This window comes from Streptomyces sp. NPDC051561 (genome assembly GCF_044454195.1).
In the GTDB taxonomy this organism is placed as follows: Bacteria; Actinomycetota; Actinomycetes; order Streptomycetales; family Streptomycetaceae; genus Streptomyces.
This window is the reverse complement of sequence record NZ_JBITDM010000012.1, coordinates 30,850-52,729: the sequence shown is the minus strand read 5'-3', so window position 1 is coordinate 52,729 and position 21,880 is coordinate 30,850. Positions and strand designations below refer to the sequence as shown.

Genomic DNA, 21,880 nt, shown 5'->3' with positions numbered 1-21,880 from the left:
CCCGCGCCCCACCGGTGAGCAAGCCTGCCACCGCCCCGCCCTCACCGCTCCCGCTCCGCGCAACCCGACAAACCATCAGCCCCCGGTATCACCTCGTCACCGGCGCCCGCCTCGGGCGGTTGCGTCCCGCGGGGCTGCGCCACCAGCACAGCCCGAATCGCCGCACGCAAAGCGTCGTCGTCCCGGCCGGCACCCCAGTGGTCATGGCGTACGGGGCGTTCGTCCGCGTCCAGGAGGGCGCGGAGAACCGGCATGGCCGGAGCGACGGAACCCGGGTCGGTGACGGCGACGTCGGCGAGGAGCCGCAGCGGGTCGAGGACCGTGACACCCGCGCTGCCGGGCGGCGGGCAGATCCGGACGAGGTCGATCAGGTCCTGGACGACCCGCCGGGGGTCCGAGGTGAGCTGCCACAGGCTCCGCACAGCCCTCACCGCGTCGGACGGATTGCCGTGCCTGATCCGTGCCTCGACCGTGGCACGCAGTTGCTCCGCAACACGTTCCACGACGGCAGGGCCGGCGGTGGCGGCGACCTCGGCGAGCAGTCCAAGCGCTTCTGCGCCACCCGGCGTCTGGTAGACCTCGGCCGCGCTGCGCCGGGTCAACTCCAGTAGCGCGGGCAGTACTTCTTCCGGATCCCCGGTGGCCTGCCACCGCGCCCGGGCCCGTTCCACAGCGCCCTCCGGCGGATCCGACCAGAAGTGCGGCTTCCTGCCGCGCGAGCCCATCGGGGAGCTCAGCTGCTCGCTCGGCCGTTCGCCAGGGACTGCGGCAGCGACGCCGACGTCCCTCCGGAGCAGGGGGTGCGCGGCGAAAGGGGCGAGCGCCTCGGCGAGGCTGAGGTCGCTGACGTTCCAGTTCCGGTCGGCCGAACCCGTGTGGCTGGAAGTGAACTCGTCGTGGGTGCCGAGCAGTTCGGCGAGGGCCGGCACGCAACGCTCGTCGCCCATCCGGCTCAGCGCCCAGCAGGCGTGCTCCCGCACGGCCTCCGCGGCAGCGCCGGTCGCGCCGAGGTGAGCGGCGACGAGGTCGGCCCAGGGGCGCGCGGCCGCGCCGCACATGGCAAGGACCCGCAGGGCGAACAACCGGTTCTCCACGCAGGTGTCGTCCACGAGATCGGCGACGTCCGGCAGGAGGCCGGGGACGGCGGAGCGCCAGCGGGACATCAGACCGGCGGCGACCCTGAGGCCGCCCGCGCGCACGGTGGTGTCACCGTGGCCCAGCAGCGCGTGGGCAAGGCTGAGCCGACCGGGCAGGTCGGGCCCGAGCCGCTGGTCGGCTTCAGTGATGACGTCGACCGGCGCGGACAAGTACTCCACGGGAGGAATGGCCGACGCGGATGCGGGAGCGGGGGCCAACAGCGCGTCCCTGGTGACGCGGGCGTAGCCAGGATCGGTGTGGTCCGGAAGTGCGCGGCGCAGCGCCGCCACGGCTTGCAGCCTGACGTCGTGACGGACCTCCTCGTCCCACGCGATCCAGGCGTCGATGTCCTCGACGAAGTCGGGTTCCTCTCCCTTCCCTTCATCGGCCATGCGCAACCGCAGCCAAGCCAGGGCCTCTTCGCGCTGTTCGACGGCATGGCGGGCAAGCTCTCCGACGGCCTGTACGAGGCACTCCGCCATCCACCGGGCCGGCTCGCTCTCGAAGCACGTCCGCAACCGAGGTATCAGGATGTCCGCGTGGGCGGCGGCCTGCGCGAGCGCCTCGACAGCGCCGGCCCGGACGAGTTCGTCCTCGTCATCGAGCAGCGGCAGCAGACCGTCGGCAGCACGCCGCCAGGCGGCCGGCCACGCCGGGTCGACGGTGGGCCGCCACTTCCCCCGGAGATTCGCGGCGACCTGCTGGGTCGGGGCGGTATTGCCCGTACCCGCGACGCCCGCGATCACCCGCAGGATCTCGAAGCGCACCGTCACATCCGGATCCCGGGCCGCCTCGACGAGGAACGGCAACATCTCCGCGGCCGCCGCCCGCACCGAACTGCCGTCCCCGCAGGCCGCGCCATCCAGATTCGTACAGGCCCTGTCGGCCGTGTTCCGGTCGGCCGACCAGAGTGCGTCGAGCACATCGGGGCCGTACCCCTCGACGACGTAAGGATCGACCACCTTCGACCAGTCGACCTGTGCGGCGAGCCGCGCCAGCCGTCGCGCTCGCGCGTCCGGTGCGGACATCCGCTGCTCGCCGCCCTTCGTCAGCCACTTCGGGTGGGGCCCAGGAGAGGTCGGGCCAGAGGCGTGATGGCACGCCGTCGCCCCGGGACTGCCCTCGTAGTGTAGAAGCGCGCCCGCACGGGCTGTTGGGCGTTCGGTCGCTGCGGACGGCACCGGTGACCTCCGGACGCGGGCGTGCGGCTGCACCCTGCCTTCCGTCCGCTCCGGCATCCGCCGCCGCGCCGCTCGACGGACAGCGACAGCTCGCCCCGGCGGCCGGCACATGGCCCCGGCGGCAGGTGGTAGACGAGCGGAGAGCGCCACGGGTACGGGTGTTCGGCCATGGAGCCGTTGAGGAACCCGGCCGCGGGGCCGTCGAGTCACCGAACCACGGAAACGGAGCACTCCATGCGGGAAGCCACCCAGACCGAAGTACGCCGTGCCTTCGACAGCGGACTGCCGGGGCTGCGGCCCCCGAGGTCCGTCATCGTCGTCGGCGCCGGACTCGCCGGACTGGCCGTCGCCCACGAACTCGCCGCCCGGGACTGCGAGGTGACGGTCCTGGAGGCGTCCGACCGGCCCGGCGGACGCGCGTACACGCTGAGGGCGCCGTTCGCGGACGGCCTGCACGCCGAGGCCGGGGCGATGACCCTCACCCCGCACTGCCACTACGCCATGCACTACCTGCGCGAACTCGGCGTCGAGACGGACACCGCCGACCTCTTCGGCACCACGTTCTCCTACTTCGCCCAGGGCCGCTTCTTCACCCCCGACCCGGACGCGGTCGCCGGAGCCGGGCTGGACCTGCACCCGCACGAGAAGGACCTCGGCGTCAACGGCATGATCGAGCGTTACGTCTCCGCCGTCGCCGAAAGCCTCCAGCCCGATCTGAGCGCCCCCGACTGGGCGTTGACCCAGCGCCTCGGCCCCTACGACCACCTCTCCGTGCACGAGGTGCTCACCGAACGGGGCGCCTCCCAGGCGGCCATCGACCTCATGGAGCCGCTCTTCCTGGAAATGCGCGGCGGCGATCTGAAGGCGGCGTCCGCGCTGTCCTGGCTGCGCCACGAGGCGAGCCCGCACTCGCTGGGCAACGCCGACCCCCGCTGGGCCAAGGTCAAGGACGGCACCGACCGCTTCCCGCAGGCCTTCGCCGAGCGGCTCAAGAGCCTTATCCACTACCGCCGTCCGGTGGTCCGCGTCGAACAGGACGCGGAGCGGGCCAAGGTCACCGTCCTCGCCAACGGCCGCATGCACACCCTGGAGGCCGAACGCGTCGTCGTCACCGTCCCGTTCAGCACGATCAGGCACATCGACTTCACCGACGCGGGCCTCTCCGACGCCAAGCACGACGTGATGCGGCGGGTGAAGTACGCCTCGATCGTCCGCGTCTATCTCCAGATGCGTCGCCAGTTCTGGCCGCAGCACAACGCCAGCTTCTCCACCGACCTGCCCATCCGCTGGATACGCGACGCCACTCCTCAACTCCCGGGCCCCCGCAAGATACTGGAGTGCCTGATGACGGGATGGCGGGCCCGGGCGGTGTCGGCCATGACCGAGGAGGAGCGCCTCGGCTTCGTCCTCACCGAGGTCGAGCGGATGCTGCCCGGCGCCCGCGACCACTTCGAGACCGGCACCTCCGTCTGCTGGGACCAGCGCCCCTACGCCGAGGGCGCGTACATCCTGCCCGAGCGCGGACACAGCGCCCTGATGCCGGTGATCCGCAGGCCCGAGGGGCGGGTCCACTTCGCCGGTGACCACGCCGGGTTCGAGCCCAACGGTGGCTCGATGACCTTCGCGCTGGAGTCGGCGGCCCGCACTCTGGTGGAACTCGGCGCGACGGCCGAGGGCTCCTGAGAGCCTGTGCCGGCGGGGCCGGGATCGAGATACGGGCTCTGAGCCCGCCCCGGCGGGGGCGGGATGAGGTACAGGCTCTGATCCTGCCCCGGTGGGGCCGGGGGAGTCAGCCGAGCAGTCGGCGCAGCACCCCGGCCCCGTCGGTGGTCAGTACCGACTCGGGGCGGAACTGCACACCCCGTACTGCCGGTTCGTGCAGCGCGATCAGCTCGTGACGGTCCGGGCCGGAGACGATCGTGTGGGCGTTGCGGAAAGCGCCGGTTACCCGTTGTCCGAAGAGGTCCACCTCCCGCGCCAGTCCGGTGCCGCCGGACCGGGCCCCGACCCGGGCGTCCGGCAGCGCGGCCAGCGCCAGCAGCTGGAAGCCGAGGCCCACCCCGGCCACCGGTGGCCCGCCGGGCGGCCGGTCCCGGACCAGGAGTGCGGCTGTCCGGCGCAGAGCCGCCATCCGCGCGCAGCCGGGGTCGTCGGGGCGGCCAGGACCTGACGCCAGCAGCACGGGCCCCGGGTGCCGGACCAGGGTGCCGGCCGCGCCGGGGTCGTCGTGGCGAATCACTTCTGCGGGGCCGTGCACGGCGGTCACCAGGTGCAGCAGGGCGGCCAGTTCGGCGCGGGCGCCGCCGCCAGGATCGAGCACCAGCACTGCCGGGCCGCCCGTGGTGGGTGCGGCGGTGCCCTTCGTCCAGAACGACGACAGCGCCGCGTGCCGCCGGACCAGCGCCTCCCGCACGGCTGCACTGTGGGGGGCACCGGGATCCGGTGTGGCGGGGGTGGACGGTGTCCGCGCTCGCTCGATGGCCGGTGCCTGTTCGCCGGTCGGCGCCCGTTCGGCGGACGGCGGTCGTTCGTGGGGCGGCGGCCGTTCGGCAGTCGGCGCCCCCTCGGCGGACGGCGGTCGCGCCGTCAGGGCGGTCAGCACGGCCTGGGCCTTGGTCCGGGTCTCGGCCGCCTCGGCCTCCGGTGACGACCGGCCGCCCACGGTCGCTCCCACCGACAGGCGTGCCTCGCCCCGATGGTCCACGACCAGGGTCCGGATCACCGCCGCCGAGTCCAGCTCCTCCGCGCCGGCCCCGTCGCGGCCGATCAGTGCGAGGAGACCGCCGTAGTAGCCGCGTCCGGTCGTCTCGTAGCCGTGGATGGCCCCGCACGCCTCCGCGAACGGGCTGCCCACCACCGTCGACGCGAACAGGGCCCCTGCGAGGGTCTCCCGCGCTCCGGCCGCCGCGGGCCCGCTGATCCGGCACTGGGTGTGCAGCAGATGTGCCATCCCGCGCAGGAAAGGCCCCTCCACCCGCACCCCGGGTCCGGCCAGCCCGCACAGCACCGCCAGCTCCGCGTCCACCGTGGTCGCCAGCTCCTCCGCCTCCTTGCGGTCGGCGAGGAAGGCGAGCAGGTCCTCGGCGCGCGGCCCCTCCGGCGGGCGCCGGTAAGTGCCGCACAGCGGATTCATCACCACCCGGCCGCCCTCCACGCCCACATGCCCCTGCGGGGTCGCACCCACCAGGGTGACCGGCCGCGGGCCACCGGTGTGCACGACGAAGGTCCAGTACGCGCCCGACTCCGCGGCCAGCAGCCGCCGGAAGAGCTCCACGGCCACCGCGGGGCGGAACCCCGGCAGTCGCGCGGACCAGTCCCGGCGCAGCAGGACGTTCAGCCCGCCCCGGGCCGCGTCCGAGGAGACGAACTCCCGCACCAGGTCCTCGTACTGAGCGTCGCTCGTCGCGAACCCGGCGTCCCGCCACCGCACCTGCGGTGCCGAGGCGAGGTGCGGGCCGGTGAACGCGTCCTCGGGAAGGACGTGGTGCTCGCGTACCCTCAGCAGCCGCAGCGGCGCACCGTCGTCGTGACACGGCAGGCCGTGTTCGGCCAGGTGCCGGAAGGGCAGCAGGGCCAGCAGCCCCGGACCCGGCGCGTCGTCCGGCGCAGCCGCTTCGTCCAGCGACCGGACGCTCTCCATCTCCCCGGACAAAAGCTCGACCGGGGCCCGTTCGTCCAGGCCGGGACGCTGCCGGTGAAGCAGCGCGAAGGGCGGCACGTCACCCACGTCAGCCCCGTACAGCCGCTCCAGCACGTCCAAGTCCGTCGTCGGCCTCATCGACCGCGCTCCCTTCCGGTCGGCCGCGCGGCGGCGGCCCGCCCGAGGCCGTGGTTTCCGGTGCGGCTCAAGACTTCGGCTCATGACTTCGGCTCATGACTTCTGCCCGACGGGCAACAAGTAGCGCGTCGGAGGGGCCACTTGACGTCCCCCGCGCGCACTCCCGCCACCCGCCCGAGTACCCGTGAGGTGTCATGCGAATCGCGATCAGCGGAGCCGGACCCGGCGGCCTTTACACGGCCGCGCTCGTGAAACGGCTGAGGCCGCGAACCGAGATCGACGTCTGGGAGGTGAACGCCCCCGACGAGACTTTCGGATTCGGCGTCGTCTTCTCGGAGGGGGCACTCGGCGGTATCGAGGCGGCCGACCCCGCGCTGTTCGCCGCACTCGGCGACGCGTGCGCCCACTGGTCGAGGATCGACGTCCACCACCGGGGCCGGACCTCGCGCAACGGTGGCTACCGCTTCTCGGCGATCGGCCGCCGCGCCCTGCTGGCCATGCTGCGCGACCGCTGCGCCGACCTCGGCGTCACCGTCCGTTACGGCACCCGCGCCCCCGAGGCGGACGTGCTGGCCCGGACGTACGACCTGGTGGTGGCGGCCGACGGCGTCAACTCCGCGACCCGCGAAGCCCGTAGGGAGGAGTTCGGCACCGAGACCACCCGACGCGGCTCCCGCTACCTGTGGCTCGGCACCGAACGGCCCTTCACCGCCCTGACCTTCGCCGTCGCCGAGACGCAGCACGGCACGCTGCACGCCCACGCCTACCCCTACGCCCCCGGTCTCAGCACCTTCATCGCCGAGGTCGACGACCGGGTGTGGGAGGCCGCCGGGTTCACCGAGGGCGACACCGGTGTGCCGGACGCCTCCGGGAAAAGTGACACGGACCGGCTCGCCGACCTCTTCGCCGACGTTCTGGACGGCCACGGTCTGCGCACCAACCGGTCGCGCTGGGGCCGCTTCGTCTCGGTCCGCAACCGGCGCTGGAGCCACGGCCCTCTCGCCCTCCTCGGCGACAGCGCGCACACCACCCACTTCTCCGTCGGCTCGGGCACCCGGCTCGCCATGGAGGACGGCCTGGCGCTTGCCCTGGCGCTGGACGACCACGGCTCCGTTCCCGAGGCGCTCGCCGCCTACCAGGCCGCGCGCCTGCCGGAGGTCGAGGCCATGCAGCGCACCGCGCGGACGAGCCAGGAGTGGTTCGAGGAACTGGAGCGGCACACGGACCTCGAACCGGAGGCGTTCAACGCCCACCTGATCACCCGCAGCGGCCGCCTCACCCGCGACGACCTGGCCTCCTGGTCCCCGGAGCGCGTCGAGCAGGTCCGGGAGCGCTTCGCCCGCGCCGACCACAGCCCGCGCGGGGCCGCCGCCCGCTGAACCGGCGGTCCGCCCGTCCCGGCGGCTGCGGGGGAGTGTCACGAGGGGGAGGCGCGCCGCTCGGCCATGGACCGGCCGCCCACGAACCAGTGGTCCGCGGGCGCCTCCTCCACGATCACCCGGACGGCCTCCACCGGTGTGCCGAGCGCCTCGTGCGCGGCGGCCGTGAGTGCCTCGCCGAGCGCGGCCACCTCCTGCGACGACCGGCCCTCCAGCAGGGTGACGCGGATGAGGGGCATTCCCGACTCCTTCCCATGTCCGTTACGGCCCTGGACCGGCCTTCCGTCGCGGTCCCGGGACGGCTCTGCGTCGCGGTCCCGCGACGACGTCTCAGGACGCGGTGTGCGTGCGGGCACTTCGCAGGTCGGACGCGAGGCTGCGGCCCGTGTGCGAGTCCTTCGCCCTGGCCAGTTCTGCCGGCGTGCCCTCGAACACCACCCGTCCGCCCTGGCTGCCCGCCTCCGGACCGAGGTCCACCACCCAGTCGGCGTGCTTGACGACGTCCAGGTCGTGCTCGATCACCAGCACCGTGTTGCCGCCGTCCACGAGCCGGTCGAACAGGCCCAGCAGCCGTCGCGTGTCGCTCATGTGCAGGCCCGTGGTCGGCTCGTCGAAGACATAGACGGTGCCGGTCTCCTTCAGGCGGTGCGCCAGCTTGAGCCGCTGCCGCTCGCCGCCTGAGAGCGTGGACAGCGGCTGGCCCAGGGTGAGGTAGCCGAGTCCGACCTCGGCGAGGAGGGCCAGCTTGCGCCGTACGGGCGCGTCGTCGAAGAAGTCCGACGCCTCCTCGGCGGTCATGGCGAGGACGTCGACGACCGTCCGGCCGCGCACGGTGTGGCGCAGGGCCTCGTCATTGAACCTGCGCCCCTCGCAGCGTTCGCACACCGTGGTCACCGGATCCATGAAGGCGAGGTCGGTCTCGATGACGCCCTTGCCGCCGCACTCCGGACAGGCCCCCTCGGAGTTGAAGCTGAACAGCCCCGGCTTCTCGCCCGAGGCACGCGCGAACCGCTGGCGCAGGCTGTCCATGATGTCGGTGTACGTCGCCGGGTTGGACCGCGAGGAGATCCCCACCGACGACTGGTCGATCACCACCGCGTCGGGGTGCTGTGCGAGGAACACCTTCGATACGAGCGTGCTCTTGCCGGAGCCGGCCACGCCGGTCACCGCGGTGAGCACCCCGGTGGGGAAGCCGACCGTGACGTCCTTCAGATTGTGCAGATCCGCCGCCCTGACGGTCAGCTCGCCGGTGGGGGAGCGGACCGCGTCCTTGAGCCCGGTCACGCTCCGCAGCTGTTTCCCGGTGACCGTGCTGGAGCGGCGCAGCCCCGCCGGGGTGCCCTCGAACGTCACCTCGCCGCCGTCGCGCCCGGCCCCCGGACCCATGTCGACGATGTGGTCGGCGATCGCGATGACGTCCCGGTCGTGCTCCACGACCAGCACGGTGTTCCCCTTGTCGCGCAGGGCGAGCAGGATGTCGTTCAGCCGCCGCACGTCCCGCGGGTGCAGGCCGACGCTGGGCTCGTCGAAGATGTACGTCAGCCCGGTCAGGCTGCTGCCCAGGTGGCGCACCGTCTTCAGCCGCTGGGCCTCGCCGCCGGACAGCGTCCTGGTCTGCCGTCCGAGGCTCAGATAGCCGAGCCCCACCGACTGGACGCGCTCCAGCGCGGCCCGCGCGCCCAGCACGGCCGGCTTGACGGAGGGCGCGTCGATCCGGGCGAGCCGCTCGATCAGGTCGGTGATCTCCATCGCCGAGAAGTCCGCGATGTTGTCGCCGTCGATGCGCGAGGCGAGGGCGGCCTCGTTCAGCCGTCCGCCGTGGCAGACGCCACAGGGCCCCTGGGTCACCACCCGCTCGATCTCCGCGCGCTCCTTGGCCTTCGCGTTGTCGAGGCCGGGGGTGATGTACCGGCGGGTGAAACGCTCGACGATTCCTTCGTACTCGTTCTTGTAGACGCCGTTGCGGCCCGCCCGGTCGACCGTGAACCCCTTGCCGTGCAGCAGCAGTTCGCGGTCCTTCGCGGAGAAGTCGCGCACCGGCCTGTCGGGGTCGAAGAGCCCGGACTCGCCGTACAGCTGCCACTGGAAGGTGCCGACCGCGAACGAGGGGAAGCGGATGGCGCCTTCGCCCAGGCTCTTGTCCTCGTCGAGCAGCTTGCCCAGTTCCAGGCGGACTGTCGTGCCCAGCCCCTGGCACTCCTGGCACATGCCGCGCGGGTCGTTGGGCGAGTACATGTGCGAGGGGCCCGCGCTGGGGGTGCCCGCGCGGGAGAACAGCACCCGCAGCGCGGGCAGGATCTCGGTCATCGTGCCGACCGTCGAACGGGCGTTGCCGCCGACCTGCCGCTGGTCGATGACGATCGCCGTGGAGAGGTTCTCCATCACTCCCGCATCCGGTCGTTCATACTTCGGCATCCGGTTGCGGACGAAGGCCGGCAGGGTCTCGTTGAGCTGCCGCTGCGACTCGATCGCCAGCGTGTCGAAGACCACCGAGGACTTCCCCGACCCGGAGACTCCGGTGAAGACCGTCAGCTTCCCCTTGGGGATGCGCAGGTCGACGCCCTTGAGGTTGTTCTGCCGGGCCTCGCCCAGCACGATGAAGTCCTCGTCGTGGTTCTTCCGGTGAGCCGCCATGTCAGCACCTTCCGCATAGGACGGGTGATTTCCCTCCGGAAACCATTCCATGTCCTTCTCTGCTACCCCGCGACCGCGTATGCCTGCGCGCCGCGCGGACTGGCCGCGCCGAGCACCAGCCCGTCGCCGGTGAGCCCGGTGGCGCACACCTTGCTGAGCGAGTAGTCGGCCACCAGGTCCACCTGGTGCCCTCGGCGCCGCAGCGCCTCGACCTCCGCCGCCGGCCAGCCGCCCTCCAGGACCACGGTCCCCGGGCGGAACCGGCGCGGGGCGAACGACGTGGGCACGTGGTCGGTGTGGAAGGTGCGCGCCTCGATCGCCGCCTGCGGGCCCATCCGGTGCTCCGTGTGGTGCAGGAAGAAGCTCAGCGTCCACTGGTCCTGCTGGTCGCCGCCGGGGGTCCCGAACGCCAGGTACGGCCGTCCTTCCCGCAGGACCAGGGTCGGGCTGAGCGTGGTCCGCGGGCGCTTGCCCGGCGCCAGCGTGTTCGGGTGGCCGGGGGTGAGGGTCGCCATCTGCCCCCGGGTGCCCAGCGGGAAGCCCAGACCCGGCACCACCGGGGAACTCTTCAGCCAGCCGCCGCTGGGCGTCGCCACCACCATGTTGCCCGCCGCGTCGGTGACGCTGACGCAGCACGTGTCGCCGGTCGCCGCGGTCAGCTTCATGATCGCCGGGATGCCCTGTTCCAGCTCGCCCAGCCAGGCCGGGTCCGCCGGTGCGACGCTCTCGTCGTGCAGCGGCGGCAACAGCGGCTCGCGCCCGTCGGGCCGCCCCGGCCGCAGCTCCCGCGAGGCCTGCGCGCCGAGCAGCGCCCGCCGCGCGGCGGTGTACGCCGGGTCCAGCAGGGCGTCGAGCGGTACGTCCGCGTGGTCCGGGTCGCCGTACCAGGCCTCGCGGTCGGCGAAGGCCAGCTTGGCGGCCTCGACCACCGTGTGGACGTACTCCGCGCTCTGCGGACCCGTGGCGGCGAGATCGGCGTCGGCCAGCAGGGCGAGCTGCTGGAGGAAGACCGGGCCCTGCGACCAGGGCCCCGCCTTGTGCACGGTGAGAGAACGGTGATCGAGGGTCAGGGGACGCTCCACGTGAGGCCGCCACGCCATGAGGTCCGCGCCGGTGAGCAGGCCGCTGTTGCGGCGGCCGGTGGAGTCCAGCTCCTCGGCCTTGGCGAGGTAGGTGTCGATCGCCTCCGCCACGAAGCCGCCGTAGAACGCCTCCGTCGCCGCGTCCATCTGTCCCTCGCGGTCCCGTCCTGACGCCTTCGCCTCGGCGAGCAGCCGCCGGTAGGTGCGCGCCAGCGCCGGGTTGGTGACCCGCTCCCCGGCACGCGGGGCGCGGCCGTTGCGCAGGTAGGTACGGCCCGACTCCGTCCAGGTGTCGCGGAACAGCTCGGTGAGCGCGCCGATCATGGCGGCGCACTTGGGCAGCGCCGGATAGCCGTTCTCCGCGTAGCCGATCGCCGGTTCCAGTACGTCCTCCAGAGGAAGCGTGCCGTACTCCTTCAGCAGCCGGAGCCAGGCGCCGACGGCGCCGGGGACGACGGCGGGCAGCAGCCCGGAACCGGGAACGACGGCCAGACCCCGATCGGTGAAGGCCTCCACGGTCGCCGCCGCGGGCATCGGGCCCTGACCGCAGACGACGTCGACCGAGCCGCTTCCGGCACGGTGGGCGAGGATCGGCACGTCGCCGCCCGGCCCGTTGAGGTGCGGTTCCACCACCTGGATGACGAAGGCGGCGGCGGTCGCGGCGTCGAAGGCGTTGCCGCCACGGTTCAGCATGGACATGCCCGCTGTGGAGGCCAGCCAGTGGGTGGAGGCCACGGCGCCGCGGGTGCCGTGCAGTTCTGGTCGGAAGAGCACCTGGGAGGATCCTTTCTCGTCGTGCGATCGGGGAGGGGCGGGGCGTACCGCGTGAGGCCCCTGGCGGATCAGGGCCGTCCGGGGGGTGTCATCCGGCCGGACGCGGTGGCGGTGACGTGCCCGTGCACCGTGGCGGCGTGGGCCCGGCCCTCGACGAGGTCGACGGTGCAGAAGAGGGTGGCGGGGCGGCCCAGGTCCTCGCCCTGGCGGACCTGATAGCTGTGGCGGCCACCGGTGCCGGGCAACGCCTTCTCCAGGCCGAGCCAGACGCCAAGCCCCAGCGCGGCGGAGGCGCAGGCGGGGTCCTCGGGCATGCCGTAGCCGGGGGCGAACACCCGGACGCGGGCGGTGCGGCTATCGGGGTCCCAGGCGAGGAGCACCGCGTCCGGGCAGTCCGCCCAGACCCGGTCCCCCAGGTCGGCCGCCGCGCGGGCCAGGGCCTCCTCGCTCACCGGCAGGACGTGGAACGCCGGCCCGAAGCCGGTCAGGTGCGGGGTGCCCGCCAGGTCGGCGTCCGTCAGACCGCACGCCGCCAGCAACGGGGCGGGATCCCACTCCGGCCGCAGCAGCGGCTCGCCCGCGACGGACACGGTGGAGCCGTCGGCCCCCGCCCTCACGGTGAGCTGCCGCCCGCCGCACTCCTGCACCGCCTCCCCGGCAGCCAGCCGTCCGGCGCGCACCAGCGTGCTCGCGGTGCCCACCGCGCTGTGGCCGCCGAACGGCGACTCGCCGTCCGGGGTCATCACCCGCACCCCGTACGTCGACCCCGGCAGACGGGGCGGCACCACGAAGACCGTCTCGGTCAGGGCGGTCTCCCGGGCGACGGCCAGCATGTCCGCCGCCGAGAGATCCGCGGCGTCGGGGACCACCCCGAGGGCGCAGCCCTCGTACGGGGTGTCCGTGAACATGTCGACGATCTCGTACGCGATCAACGTCCCTCTCCTTCTCCGTAGGTGCCACCGACCGCCCCGTCACCCGGCGGATCCGACGCGGGTGCCGTCCGTGACGCCGTCTCCCGCCCGGGGAGGAGCACCTCCTCCGCCACGGCCTCCAGCACCCGCTGATCCCCCTGGTACGGGAAGGACGCACGCGGCCAGTGCACCACCAGGTCGGTGATGCCCAGTTCGCCGAAGCGGCCCACCGCGTCCCGGTAGGACTCGACGGAGTCGAGCACCCCGCCGACCAGGGCGCCGGTCAGCAGCAGCCGGTTCAGCGTGGCCGGGTCGCGGCCGGTCGCCTCGCACGCCGCCTCCAGCCGGTCCAGCTGCCGGGCGATGTCCGGCAGCGCCTTCTCGTACGGCAGGGCGTCGAAGCGTCCCGGGGGACCGGCGGTGACCCAGGTGTCCGCCCGCCTGGCCGCGAGCCGCATGCCGCGCGGGCCGGTCGCGGCGACCGCGAACGGCACCCGGGGCCGCGTCAGGCACCCGGGATTCACCGGCACGTCGTCGAAGGCGTAGTGCTTGCCCGCGTACGAGGTGCTCCGCTCGGTCAGCAGCAGGTCCAAGGCCTCGACGAACTCGGCGAAACGGTCGGCGCGTTGACGCGGGGTCCGCTCGGTGGGGTCCACCACCCGGTCGTCCAGGCCGCCCGCCCCCGCGCCCAGCCCGCAGACGAACCGGCCCTCGGCGATGTCCTCCAGCGACATCACCTCCTTGGCCAGCGTCACCGGGTGGCGGTAGGTGGGCGTGGCGACCATCGTGCCCAGAGTGATCCGCGAGGTGACGGCCGCCGCGGCGGCCAGGGTGGGGACGCCGGCGAACCAGGGCTCGTCCCGCAGCCACCGCCACATCAACTGGTCGTAGGTCCAGGCGTGATCGAAGCCCAGGCGCTCGGCCAGTAACCACTGTTCGCGCGCCCGCGACCAGCGCCGCTCGGGCAGGATCACCACTCCGTGCCGCACGCGTACTCCTCCTTCGTTCTTCGTTCGTTTCCGTTGACGTGTCGTGCTTCGTCGTGGCGTTCTCCCTTGCGTCCCACGCCGTCCGATCAGGGCGCGCTGTGGTGCAGCACCCTCGGCCTGAGCTCCCCGGCGGCGGCGTCGATCCGGCCCAGGACGGTCGCGAAACCCTCCTCGTAGCCCCGCCGGACCTCCTCGCTGCGCAGCTCCTCGGGGAAGGCGGCGTCCTCCTGCGGGGTGAGGCCGGGATAGAGGCCGTTGGCCGCCACGTCCTGGGTGATCGCGCGAAGCCGGGACCGTAACTGTTCGACCAGCTCCGTCGCGTCGACCGGCGCCCGCAGGGTCAGGAAGTAGTGGTCGTAGAGGAGCGCCTGGGTCTCGGGACGGGTCGGCGTGATCTCCGCGGCCGACTCCTGGAGCAGCGACCGGCCGCCCGGCACCAGCTTGGCCGCCACGCCCGCGTGCACCGTGTGGTACATCCGCACCGCCTTCGTCAGCCGCTTCGCCTCGGGCGTTCCCTCCCACTCGGTCTTCTTCCCGCGCAGCAGCGAGCGCACGGGCATGAAGTCGGGGGCCCAGGTGCCGCTGAAGCTGCGGTGCTGGAGGTACATGCTGGGCCGGATGACGGTGCCGTAGACGTCCGCGGGGCAGGAGCTGGTGTACAGCAGCATCGCGGTGTAGGCGTCGGTGAGGTCGGTCATCGCCCGCAGGGAGGGTGCGGGATCGGAGAGGGAGCGGGCCTGGTGCAGGGCGTGCGCGGTCAATTGCCAGATGGCGAAGGTCGCCTGATGACCCGTTATCCAGCGGAACCAGAACAGCTGGTGGGAGATCTCCTCGGCGGCGAGGGCAGGGCCGGTCCGCGGGCCGGGTTCGCCGAGGTCCACCTGGCAGGGGTCGGCGGGCCGCACTTCGGATATCGCCCTCTCGGTCCCCGGCGCCGGCGGCTCGGGCAGCGTCAGTGGCTCCAGGCCGTAGGGGAAGTCCCCGAAATCCCAGCCGTCGGGCACCGGCAGTTCGGTGACGGTGCGGTGAACGCGCGTGTTCATCGGTCTCCTCCTGGTGGTGTGTAGGTGAGCTCGAACTCCAGGCCGTTGACGTCCAGGACGTAGCAGCTCTGGACGCCGTCCGCGTCGATGACGATGTCGGTGGGCAACTCGTCGCCGGCGAAGCCGAACCGGCCGGATTCGTACAGGCGCAACCAGCGCTCGCGCCAGGCCCGCAGCTCCTCCGGGGAGCCGGTGGCCAGGCAGATGTGCTGGAACTGGCGGGTGTTGGCACCGGGGACGGCGTCGTCGTGCCCGGTGCGTTCGAAGAGGTGGAAGCGCAGGCCGGCCACCATCACCTCGGTCAGCCGGGTGATGCCGGGCAGGCGGCTCAGCGTCAGGTCGCAGAAGGTGTCCAGCGTCCAGTTGGTCCGGCAGCCGAAGAACTCCTCGTACCAGGCGGCGCAGTTGTCGAGGTCGTCCGTCTGCACGCCCACGTGGTGCAGTTCGGGTACGAGCTGGAGGTCCGTCGGCCGCTCTTTCGTGGTCCCGGTTCGCGGCAAGATACTGCACTCCTCTCAAGGGGCTTTCATTTTTCTTTTTCAGGCAGGCGATTTCCCGGAAATTCCGTCGACTAACCGACGGAGATAAGTGGACCAAGTGAATATTCAGTTTTTCCAGAATTTTTTCCGTCCGGGTACCGAATTTTCTCATCACAGGGAACACTGGAGGCATGACACAAAATCAATGGAGCGCGGTGGACGACTACTTCGACGCGGTTCTCGGTGACGAGGATTCCGCACTGGCCGCCGCCGCCCAGGCGCACATCGGATTCGATCTCCCCGATATCGGGGTCTCCCGCTCCCAGGGAAAGCTGCTGCATCTGCTGGCCCTCGTCCAGCGTGCCGAGCGCATTCTGGAGATAGGCACCTTCGGTGGGTACAGCTCCATCTGGCTCGCCCGCGCCCTCCCGCCCGGCGGGCGGCTGGTCACCATCGAGTGGGAGCGCTCGTTCGCCGAGGCCGCCGCCGGCCACCTGGAGCGGGCCGGCGTCGCCGACCGGGTCGAGCAGAAGGTGGGCCGGGCGCTCGACATCCTGCCCGACCTCGCGAAGACCGCGGAGCAGCCCTTCGACCTGGTCTTCATCGACGCCAACAAGCCCGACACGCCCGAGTACTTCGACTGGGCGCTCGAACTCTCCCGGCCCGGCGGCGTGATCGTCGTCGACAACGTGGTGCTCGGCGGCGCGGTCGCCGACGCCGACAACCCGGACGGCGGCGTCCGCGGCATGCGGCGCTTCCACGAGAAGGTGGCCGAGGAACCCCGGGTGAGCGCCACCACGATCCAGACGGTGGGCGCCAAGGGCTACGACGGCTTCACCCTGGCCGTGATCCTGCCCGACCCCGGCACCCTGCCCAAGGCGTCCGACCTGCTCTGACACCGGACAGGAGGCAGGCCCCGCGGGGGCGGCGGCGCGGACATCAGCCGCCCGTCGCCCCCGTCGCCGTGCCGCCCCGGCGTTCATGCCTGGTCGGGCCCGATCAGGTCCGGCGCCGTCCAGCCGTCCAGGTCGTACTCCGCCATGCACTCCTCGGCGAAACCCCGGTAGTCGTCGACCAGGCCGGACGCGGTCTGCGCCATCAGCATCTCGATGCGCACGTTCTCGTGGCTGCCCGAGTAGTTGCGCTCGTACAGCTCGTGCCTGCCCGCGAACTCCGTGCCCACCGAGTCCCAGATCAGCTTCATCAGCTTGACCCGCTCCACCGAGTCGTATCCGTTCGACCCGCGCATGTACCGGTCCAGATACGGCCGAAGTTCGGGGTTCTTGAAGTCCTTGGCGTGCGAATTCAAGTAGATGAGGCCGCTGCTGAGGTCCTGGAGAATGATCTCGCGGACCCGCGGATATCCGATCGTCATGAACCAGCGGTACGCCATTCCGTAATCCAGGTTCGGCAGCAGCCCGCCGTCGTGCCAGCCGTTCGGATTGTGCGCCATCGCGTCGCTGAGACCCCAGAACATGTTCCGCCAGGCGATCACTTCTCCCACCCGGGTCTGAATGCCCCGGAAGTCCTTCGTCCCGGTCACGTCCAGCCCCTTGAGCAGCAGACCGGCCAGGAAGTCGAGTTTCACCGCGAGCCGGGTCACGCCGTGGAAGGTCAGCCGGTGCGTGAATCCGGACGTGTTCAGGAAGGTGCCGGCCTTGGCGGTGTCGCCGTAGATGAAGACGTTCTCCCAGGGGATCTTCACCTTGTCGAGGATGAAGACGGTGTCGTTCTCGTCGAGGCGGCTCGACAGCGGGTAGTCGAACGGGCTGCCCATCCGGTTCGCGGCCAGCTCGTACGACTGACGGCAGATCAGCTTCACCCCCGGTGCGTCCATCGGCAGCGTCGCGACGAGCGCGAACTCCTTCTTCTTCACCGGCAGTCCGTAGTGCGCCACGAAGTTGAAGTGGGTCAGCGCCGACCCCGTCGCCACCACCTTCGCGCCGCTGACCACCAGGCCGTCGTCGCATTCCTTCTCGACGTGCACGAACACGTCGCCGACGTCGTCCGGCGCCCGGTCGCGGTCCACCGGAGGGTTGATCACCGCGTGGTTCCAGAACAGCACCCGCTCCTGCGCCTCCGCGTACCAGCGGCGGGCGTTGTCCGCGAACTCCCCGTAGTACTCCGGGTTGGCGCCCAGCGTCACCAGGAAGCTCGCCTTGTAGTCCGGGCTCCGGCCCATCCAGCCGTACGTCATCCGGGCCCACCGGGCGATCGCGTCCCGGTCGCCGACCATGTCCTCCACACTGCGCGGCACCCGGAAGAACTTGTGCGTGTAGCCGTCGCTGCCGGTGTCCGTCGGCGTGGTCAGCGTGTCGTGGTGCTCCGGGTCGTGCAGCGCGTCGTACAGCCGCGCGGTCATCCGGGCCGTGTTGCGGAACGCCGGATGCTTGGTGACGTCGTCGACCCGCTCCCCGTACGCCCATATCTCCCGGCCGTCACGGATGCTCTCCAGGTACTCGTCGCCGGTCATCGGGCGCGTCGTGCGGCGCGGCCCGGTCTCCCCGGTGGGGCTGTTGCTGTCCCCGGTGGTGCCGGGGCCGGGGGTGCCCGCCGTGTCCTTGCTGTGCGTCGTGTCCGTCATGTGCGTCAGTCCCCTGTCCTGTCCGCCCTGCTGGGCTCGTCGTGTAGCGGGAGGTGCGCCACCGGGTCCATGCCGTCCAGGCACAGCGACCAGGCGACGAGCGAGTCGTCCGGCACCAACTCCGGGAAGGCGCCGCCGTGGAACAACAGCGGCCGCCCCGGGCGGCTTTCGAACTCCTCGACGCTCCCGATGTGCAGCGTGTGGTCGCCGCCGTCGTGGATCTGCCAGGGCCGGCAGACCAGATGGGCCACCGTGCCCGCCAGCCGTGGGTGCGGCCCCTGCTCGTCCACCCACGGCACCGGCTCCGCCATGGGCCGTCCGGCGAAGTGCATCGCCAGGTCGCGCTGCGAGGCGTCGAGGATGTTGACGACGTAGTCGCCGTCCTCCCGCAGCAGCGCGCCCGCCCGGCTGCGCCGGTCCAGCGCCACCAGGGCCAGCGGCGGGTCCAGGGACACCGAGGTGAAGGCGTTGACCGTGGTGCCGTGCACGAGGTCGCCACGGCGGCAGGTGAGCACCGTGACCCCGGTCGCGAACTGGCCCATGCAACTGCGCAGGGCACGTGGGTCGATGGGGCGGGGCGCGGTGTCCACGCCCCCTCGCTCAGGCATGCTCATGGGTCCCCCTGGACTCCCGGGGGCCGGTGCCGTGTGCATCCGGCCCGTAGCTGTCGTGGACGCCCGGCCGGTGTGCCGCCGTCGGTGCCAGGGCGCCGGTCAGCAGGTCGGCCAGGATGCCGGGGCCGTCCTGGGTCAGGAACGACTCCGCGTGGAACTGGATCGTGGACAGGGCAGGACCGCGCAGCGCGATCACCTCGTCGCCGACGCGCTGCACCTGGACCGGGCCGCCGCCGCCGAACCGAGGGTGCAGCCAGTCCTCGTCGGCCCGCGCGACGTAGCTGTTGTAGAAACCGGCCAGGCGCGGCCTGCCCCACAGCGGGATCCGCAGCCGCCTGCCCTGCGCCGGGTCGGGCAGCCGGGTCACCCGCAGCCCCAGCAGGGTGCACACCACCTGGTGCCCCAGGCAGACCGCCGCCAGCGGCAGACCGGCCGTGAGCCGCTCGGCGGCCGTGGCCCGCAGGGCGCGCACCCGTGGGTTCGCCACGTCCCGCGGGTCGCCGGGACCCGGACCGAGCAGGACCACGCCCGGCGCTCCTGCGACGCCGGCCCGCGCTGCCCGGGGCCAGGGGACCAGCCGCACCGCGCAGCCCAGCGCCCGCAGTTGGTGGGCGAGCATCGCGGTGAAGCCGTCCTCCGCGTCGATGATGGTGACCTCGGTGCCCGCGACGGACCGGGCGGCGGGTGCGTCAGCGGCCCCCCGCAGCCAGAACGCCGCCAGCCCGTCGTTGCGGGCGGCCAGCGCGCCGCGCACCGGACCGGCCTCGGCCAGAGCGGCGGCGGACGCCGGGACGGGGGCCTTCGCCGACCGCCGCCCCGACAGGGCGTCCAGCAGACCCGACAGCTTGGCGGTGGTCTCCGCCGTCTCGTGCGCCGGCACCGATTCCCGTACGACACTGGCGCCCGCCGTGAGCCGCACCGTGCCGTCCGCCCCGAGGTCCGCGGTGCGCAGCATCAGCGCCGCGTCCAGCCGCCGCTGCCCGCCCGCCCGGCCCAGCAGGGCGATGACCCCGCTGTAGTAGCCCCGCCCGTGCGGTTCGTACCGTTCGATCACCCGGCAGGCGTTCTCCACCGGGCTGCCCGTCACGGTCGGCGCGGGCATCGTGGTGCGCAGGATCTCGGTGAGCGGGCGGTCCGAGCGGCCGGAGAGGTAGTACTCGGTGTGCGCGAGGCGGGACATCCACTTCAGGGACGGTCCGCTGACCCGTACGCCGTCGTCGCACAGGGCCGCCATCATCTTGAGTTCCTCGTCGACGACCATGTAGAGCTCGTCGGTCTCCTTGGGGTCGCGCAGGAAGCGCAGCAGCCCCGGCAGGTCGGCGCCGGTCCGCGGGTACCGGTAGGTCCCGCTGATCGGGTTCATCTCCACCCTCTCGCCCCGTACCCGCACCTGCTGCTCCGGGGTGGATCCGATGAAGTACCGGTCGCCGGTGAAGATCAGGAACGTCCAGTACGCGCCGGTCTCCGCCGTCATCAGCCCGCGCAGCACCGCGAGGGCGGCGGTGCGGTCGAAGGCGCGGATCCTGCCGTGCAGACTGCGGGCCAGGACGAAGTTGGAGCCCTCGCCGTGGTGGATCTCGCGGTGCACGATGCCGTCCACCGCCGCCGCGTAACCGTCGTCGTCGATGTCGAAGCGGGTCTCCTCCACCTGCGGCGCCTGCTCCGGCAGGCAGGCCAGCAGCCGGTCGAGCGGAACGAGCAGGTGCTCGTGCACCTCCATGGCGAGCAGCGGTTCGCCGTCGTCGGGGTGCGCGAAGCCGCGCTCCCCGATCTGCCGGTAGGGGGCCACGACCAGGGTCTGCGTGCCGTCCGGGCCACCGTCCAGGTCCAGTTCGAGGGCGTCCAGGTCGCCTGCGCGCCGTACCGGGCCGCTGAGTATCTCCACCGGTGCCGCGCGGTCGGCGCCGGGGCGGTGCAGCACCGCGAAGGGCAGGCCCGGTGGTGGCAGCAGCACGTCGTGGGCCTGCGCCGGAGCGGTGGTGGGGGACGCGGTCATGCCACGGCCCCCACGGGAAGCCGCCAGTGCGCGGCGGCGGCGACGGCCTGGACGAGGCTCAGCCGGGGGTCGCACAGACTGCGGTAGCCGGGACCGCGGGCAGGCCTGCGGCCCGCGCCCTCGCACTCGGATATGTCGTCGGGGGAGGCCTCCAGATGGAGGCCCGCGCACCGTTGCGAGTTCTCGGCCAGGACGTCCACGCACTGCCGGATCTCGGACATGATCGCGTCGAGGCGGCGCGTCTTGAGCCCGTCGGCCGTCTTCACGGTGTTGCCGTGCATCGGGTCGCACATCCAGAGCACCGGGTGCCCGGCCTGCCGGACCGCCCTTACCAGCGGGGCCAGTTCGGCGACCCGGCTCGCTCCGAACCGGGCGATCAGGGTCAGTCGGCCCGGGGTGCGGTGCGGGTCGAGCACCGCGCACAGGCCCAGCACCTCGTCGGTCGTGGCCTCGGGCCCGATCTTGCAGGCCACCGGGTTGTCCAGCTCGGCCATCAGCCGCACGTGCGCGAAGTCGGTCTGCCGGGTGCGCTCACCGATCCAGGGCCAGTGCGTCGACGCCAGATAGCTGCCGCTGTCCGCGTGCCGCCGCACCTGGGGGAGTTCGTAGTCAAGCAGGAGTGCCTCGTGGCTGGTCCACACCCGGTCCTCGGGTGCGGCGCCCTCGCCGCGGCCGAGCCGGTCGAGGGCGGTGACGGCGCAGCGGGCGGCCTCCACGCCGGTGACGACGCGGGACGGGTCGGGGGTGCGGTCCTCCTCGCAGGCGTCCGGCGCGTTGACGACCGGGCCCCGGAACACCGGGAGCCGCCCACCGGGCACGCTCTCCCAGTCGTCGGAGCGGGGCTTGGCGAACTGCCCGGCCATCCGCCCGACACGCACCACGGGCAGCCCGGAACCGGTGCGCATGACGTCGCCGAGGACGTCCAGCATCTCCACCTTGCGTGCAACGTCGCGCGGTTCGCACTCGGACGTCAGCTCGACGCAGTCGCCGGCCTGGATGAGGCAGAAGTCGCCCTCGGCGGCCCGTGCGAGGAGCGTGTGCAGCTCGCGGACGCTCGCGTACGACACCAGCGGGGCCTCCCGGGCCAGCCGGTCGTGGACCGGGGGAAGCAGGGAACGGTCGGGCCACCGGGGCTGTTGGCGGGCGGGGAGCCCGGCCACCATCGAGGCGATCAACGGGTCGTGTCCGGCGCCCGGAGACGGGTCGGGTCCGTCCGGAAAGGGGTATCGAGGCATGCTGTCGGCCTTCGTTCGGAGGCGGCCCGTGTGGGGTGGCCGCCTGCGGATGTCTGGGTGGGGG

General features: G+C 72.4%; 16 protein-coding genes. 3 read left to right on the top strand and 13 right to left on the bottom strand.

Going from position 1 to position 21,880, the window contains the following annotated elements:
• Window positions 1-41: 41 nt before the first annotated feature.
• The gene (locus tag ACIA73_RS24975) at window positions 42-2,165 is read right to left on the bottom strand and encodes a HEAT repeat domain-containing protein (RefSeq protein ID WP_399440904.1); all 2,124 of its coding nucleotides are present in this window, start codon (window positions 2,163-2,165) and stop codon (window positions 42-44) included.
• A gap of 387 nt (window positions 2,166-2,552) precedes the next feature.
• Here ACIA73_RS24975 and ACIA73_RS24970 point away from each other — a divergent pair, with 387 nt between their 5' ends.
• A complete protein-coding gene (locus ACIA73_RS24970) occupies window positions 2,553-4,001 on the top strand; it encodes a flavin monoamine oxidase family protein (protein ID WP_399440903.1) in 1,449 nt (482 codons plus the stop codon).
• Between the two features lie 106 nt (window positions 4,002-4,107).
• On the opposite strand, the gene ACIA73_RS24965 is transcribed toward ACIA73_RS24970, so the two are convergent.
• Entirely contained in the window at window positions 4,108-6,096 is a 1,989-nt protein-coding gene (locus tag ACIA73_RS24965; RefSeq protein WP_399440901.1) for a chorismate-binding protein, read from the bottom strand.
• A gap of 194 nt (window positions 6,097-6,290) precedes the next feature.
• Here ACIA73_RS24965 and ACIA73_RS24960 point away from each other — a divergent pair, with 194 nt between their 5' ends.
• Window positions 6,291-7,475 carry an FAD-dependent monooxygenase gene (locus ACIA73_RS24960; RefSeq protein ID WP_399440900.1) on the top strand — a complete coding sequence of 395 codons (1,185 nt, stop codon included), beginning with the start codon at window positions 6,291-6,293 and terminating at the stop codon, window positions 7,473-7,475.
• A 38-nt stretch (window positions 7,476-7,513) separates the two neighbouring features.
• Here ACIA73_RS24960 and ACIA73_RS24955 read toward each other — a convergent pair whose 3' ends face one another.
• The 7 genes from ACIA73_RS24955 to ACIA73_RS24925 form a co-directional block, all read right to left on the bottom strand.
• Window positions 7,514-7,714, bottom strand: a complete 201-nt coding sequence (locus ACIA73_RS24955; RefSeq protein WP_399440899.1) for a 4-oxalocrotonate tautomerase family protein — start codon at window positions 7,712-7,714, stop codon at window positions 7,514-7,516.
• Between the two features lie 91 nt (window positions 7,715-7,805).
• Complete coding sequence (locus ACIA73_RS24950; protein ID WP_399440898.1) at window positions 7,806-10,109, bottom strand: ATP-binding cassette domain-containing protein; 2,304 nt, start codon at window positions 10,107-10,109, stop codon at window positions 7,806-7,808.
• Between the two features lie 62 nt (window positions 10,110-10,171).
• Window positions 10,172-11,965, bottom strand: coding sequence for a gamma-glutamyltransferase family protein (locus ACIA73_RS24945; RefSeq protein ID WP_399440897.1), 1,794 nt, complete (start codon window positions 11,963-11,965; stop codon window positions 10,172-10,174).
• Window positions 11,966-12,033: 68 nt separating this feature from the next.
• Window positions 12,034-12,897 (bottom strand): PhzF family phenazine biosynthesis protein, encoded by an 864-nt coding sequence (locus tag ACIA73_RS24940; RefSeq protein ID WP_399440896.1) that lies wholly within the window; start codon window positions 12,895-12,897, stop codon window positions 12,034-12,036.
• Window positions 12,894-13,865 (bottom strand): LLM class flavin-dependent oxidoreductase, encoded by a 972-nt coding sequence (locus tag ACIA73_RS24935; protein WP_399440895.1) that lies wholly within the window; start codon window positions 13,863-13,865, stop codon window positions 12,894-12,896. Before ACIA73_RS24935 ends, ACIA73_RS24940 begins: the two co-directional genes overlap by 4 nt.
• Before the next feature lie 86 nt (window positions 13,866-13,951).
• Window positions 13,952-14,908 (bottom strand): hypothetical protein, encoded by a 957-nt coding sequence (locus tag ACIA73_RS24930; protein WP_399440894.1) that lies wholly within the window; start codon window positions 14,906-14,908, stop codon window positions 13,952-13,954.
• Window positions 14,905-15,408: a VOC family protein gene (locus ACIA73_RS24925; protein WP_399440893.1), complete on the bottom strand. Its 504-nt coding sequence runs from the start codon at window positions 15,406-15,408 to the stop codon at window positions 14,905-14,907. The genes ACIA73_RS24930 and ACIA73_RS24925 overlap by 4 nt, the downstream gene beginning before the upstream one ends.
• A 170-nt stretch (window positions 15,409-15,578) precedes the next feature.
• Between ACIA73_RS24925 and ACIA73_RS24920 the strand changes: the two genes are divergently transcribed.
• Window positions 15,579-16,283 (top strand): O-methyltransferase, encoded by a 705-nt coding sequence (locus tag ACIA73_RS24920; RefSeq protein WP_399440892.1) that lies wholly within the window; start codon window positions 15,579-15,581, stop codon window positions 16,281-16,283.
• Between the two features lie 83 nt (window positions 16,284-16,366).
• On the opposite strand, the gene ACIA73_RS24915 is transcribed toward ACIA73_RS24920, so the two are convergent.
• From ACIA73_RS24915 to ACIA73_RS24900, 4 genes are all read right to left on the bottom strand, one after another.
• Window positions 16,367-17,860, bottom strand: a complete 1,494-nt coding sequence (locus ACIA73_RS24915) for a 4-hydroxyphenylacetate 3-hydroxylase family protein (protein WP_399441086.1) — start codon at window positions 17,858-17,860, stop codon at window positions 16,367-16,369.
• 116 nt (window positions 17,861-17,976) lie between these two features.
• Window positions 17,977-18,579 (bottom strand): flavin reductase family protein, encoded by a 603-nt coding sequence (locus ACIA73_RS24910; RefSeq protein ID WP_399440891.1) that lies wholly within the window; start codon window positions 18,577-18,579, stop codon window positions 17,977-17,979.
• Complete coding sequence (locus ACIA73_RS24905) at window positions 18,572-20,581, bottom strand: chorismate-binding protein (protein WP_399440890.1); 2,010 nt, start codon at window positions 20,579-20,581, stop codon at window positions 18,572-18,574. Before ACIA73_RS24905 ends, ACIA73_RS24910 begins: the two co-directional genes overlap by 8 nt.
• Window positions 20,578-21,816 carry a 3-deoxy-7-phosphoheptulonate synthase gene (locus tag ACIA73_RS24900; RefSeq protein WP_399440889.1) on the bottom strand — a complete coding sequence of 413 codons (1,239 nt, stop codon included), beginning with the start codon at window positions 21,814-21,816 and terminating at the stop codon, window positions 20,578-20,580. Before ACIA73_RS24900 ends, ACIA73_RS24905 begins: the two co-directional genes overlap by 4 nt.
• Window positions 21,817-21,880: the final 64 nt, after the last annotated feature.

Bases quoted from the DNA above. Each gene is read 5' to 3' on its own strand.
- ACIA73_RS24960 (WP_399440900.1), top strand. From the start codon at position 6,291: ATGCGAATCGCGATCAGCGGAGCCGGACCCGGCGGCCTTTACACGGCC.
- ACIA73_RS24920 (WP_399440892.1), top strand. From the start codon at position 15,579: ATGACACAAAATCAATGGAGCGCGGTGGACGACTACTTCGACGCGGTT.
- ACIA73_RS24900 (WP_399440889.1), bottom strand. From the start codon at position 21,816: ATGCCTCGATACCCCTTTCCGGACGGACCCGACCCGTCTCCGGGCGCC.
- ACIA73_RS24910 (WP_399440891.1), bottom strand. From the start codon at position 18,579: ATGCCTGAGCGAGGGGGCGTGGACACCGCGCCCCGCCCCATCGACCCA.
- ACIA73_RS24955 (WP_399440899.1), bottom strand. From the start codon at position 7,714: ATGCCCCTCATCCGCGTCACCCTGCTGGAGGGCCGGTCGTCGCAGGAG.
- ACIA73_RS24905 (WP_399440890.1), bottom strand. From the start codon at position 20,581: ATGACCGCGTCCCCCACCACCGCTCCGGCGCAGGCCCACGACGTGCTG.
- ACIA73_RS24930 (WP_399440894.1), bottom strand. From the start codon at position 14,908: ATGAACACGCGCGTTCACCGCACCGTCACCGAACTGCCGGTGCCCGAC.
- ACIA73_RS24965 (WP_399440901.1), bottom strand. From the start codon at position 6,096: ATGAGGCCGACGACGGACTTGGACGTGCTGGAGCGGCTGTACGGGGCT.
- ACIA73_RS24950 (WP_399440898.1), bottom strand. From the start codon at position 10,109: ATGGCGGCTCACCGGAAGAACCACGACGAGGACTTCATCGTGCTGGGC.
- ACIA73_RS24975 (WP_399440904.1), bottom strand. From the start codon at position 2,165: ATGTCCGCACCGGACGCGCGAGCGCGACGGCTGGCGCGGCTCGCCGCA.
- ACIA73_RS24970 (WP_399440903.1), top strand. From the start codon at position 2,553: ATGCGGGAAGCCACCCAGACCGAAGTACGCCGTGCCTTCGACAGCGGA.
- ACIA73_RS24915 (WP_399441086.1), bottom strand. From the start codon at position 17,860: ATGACCGGCGACGAGTACCTGGAGAGCATCCGTGACGGCCGGGAGATA.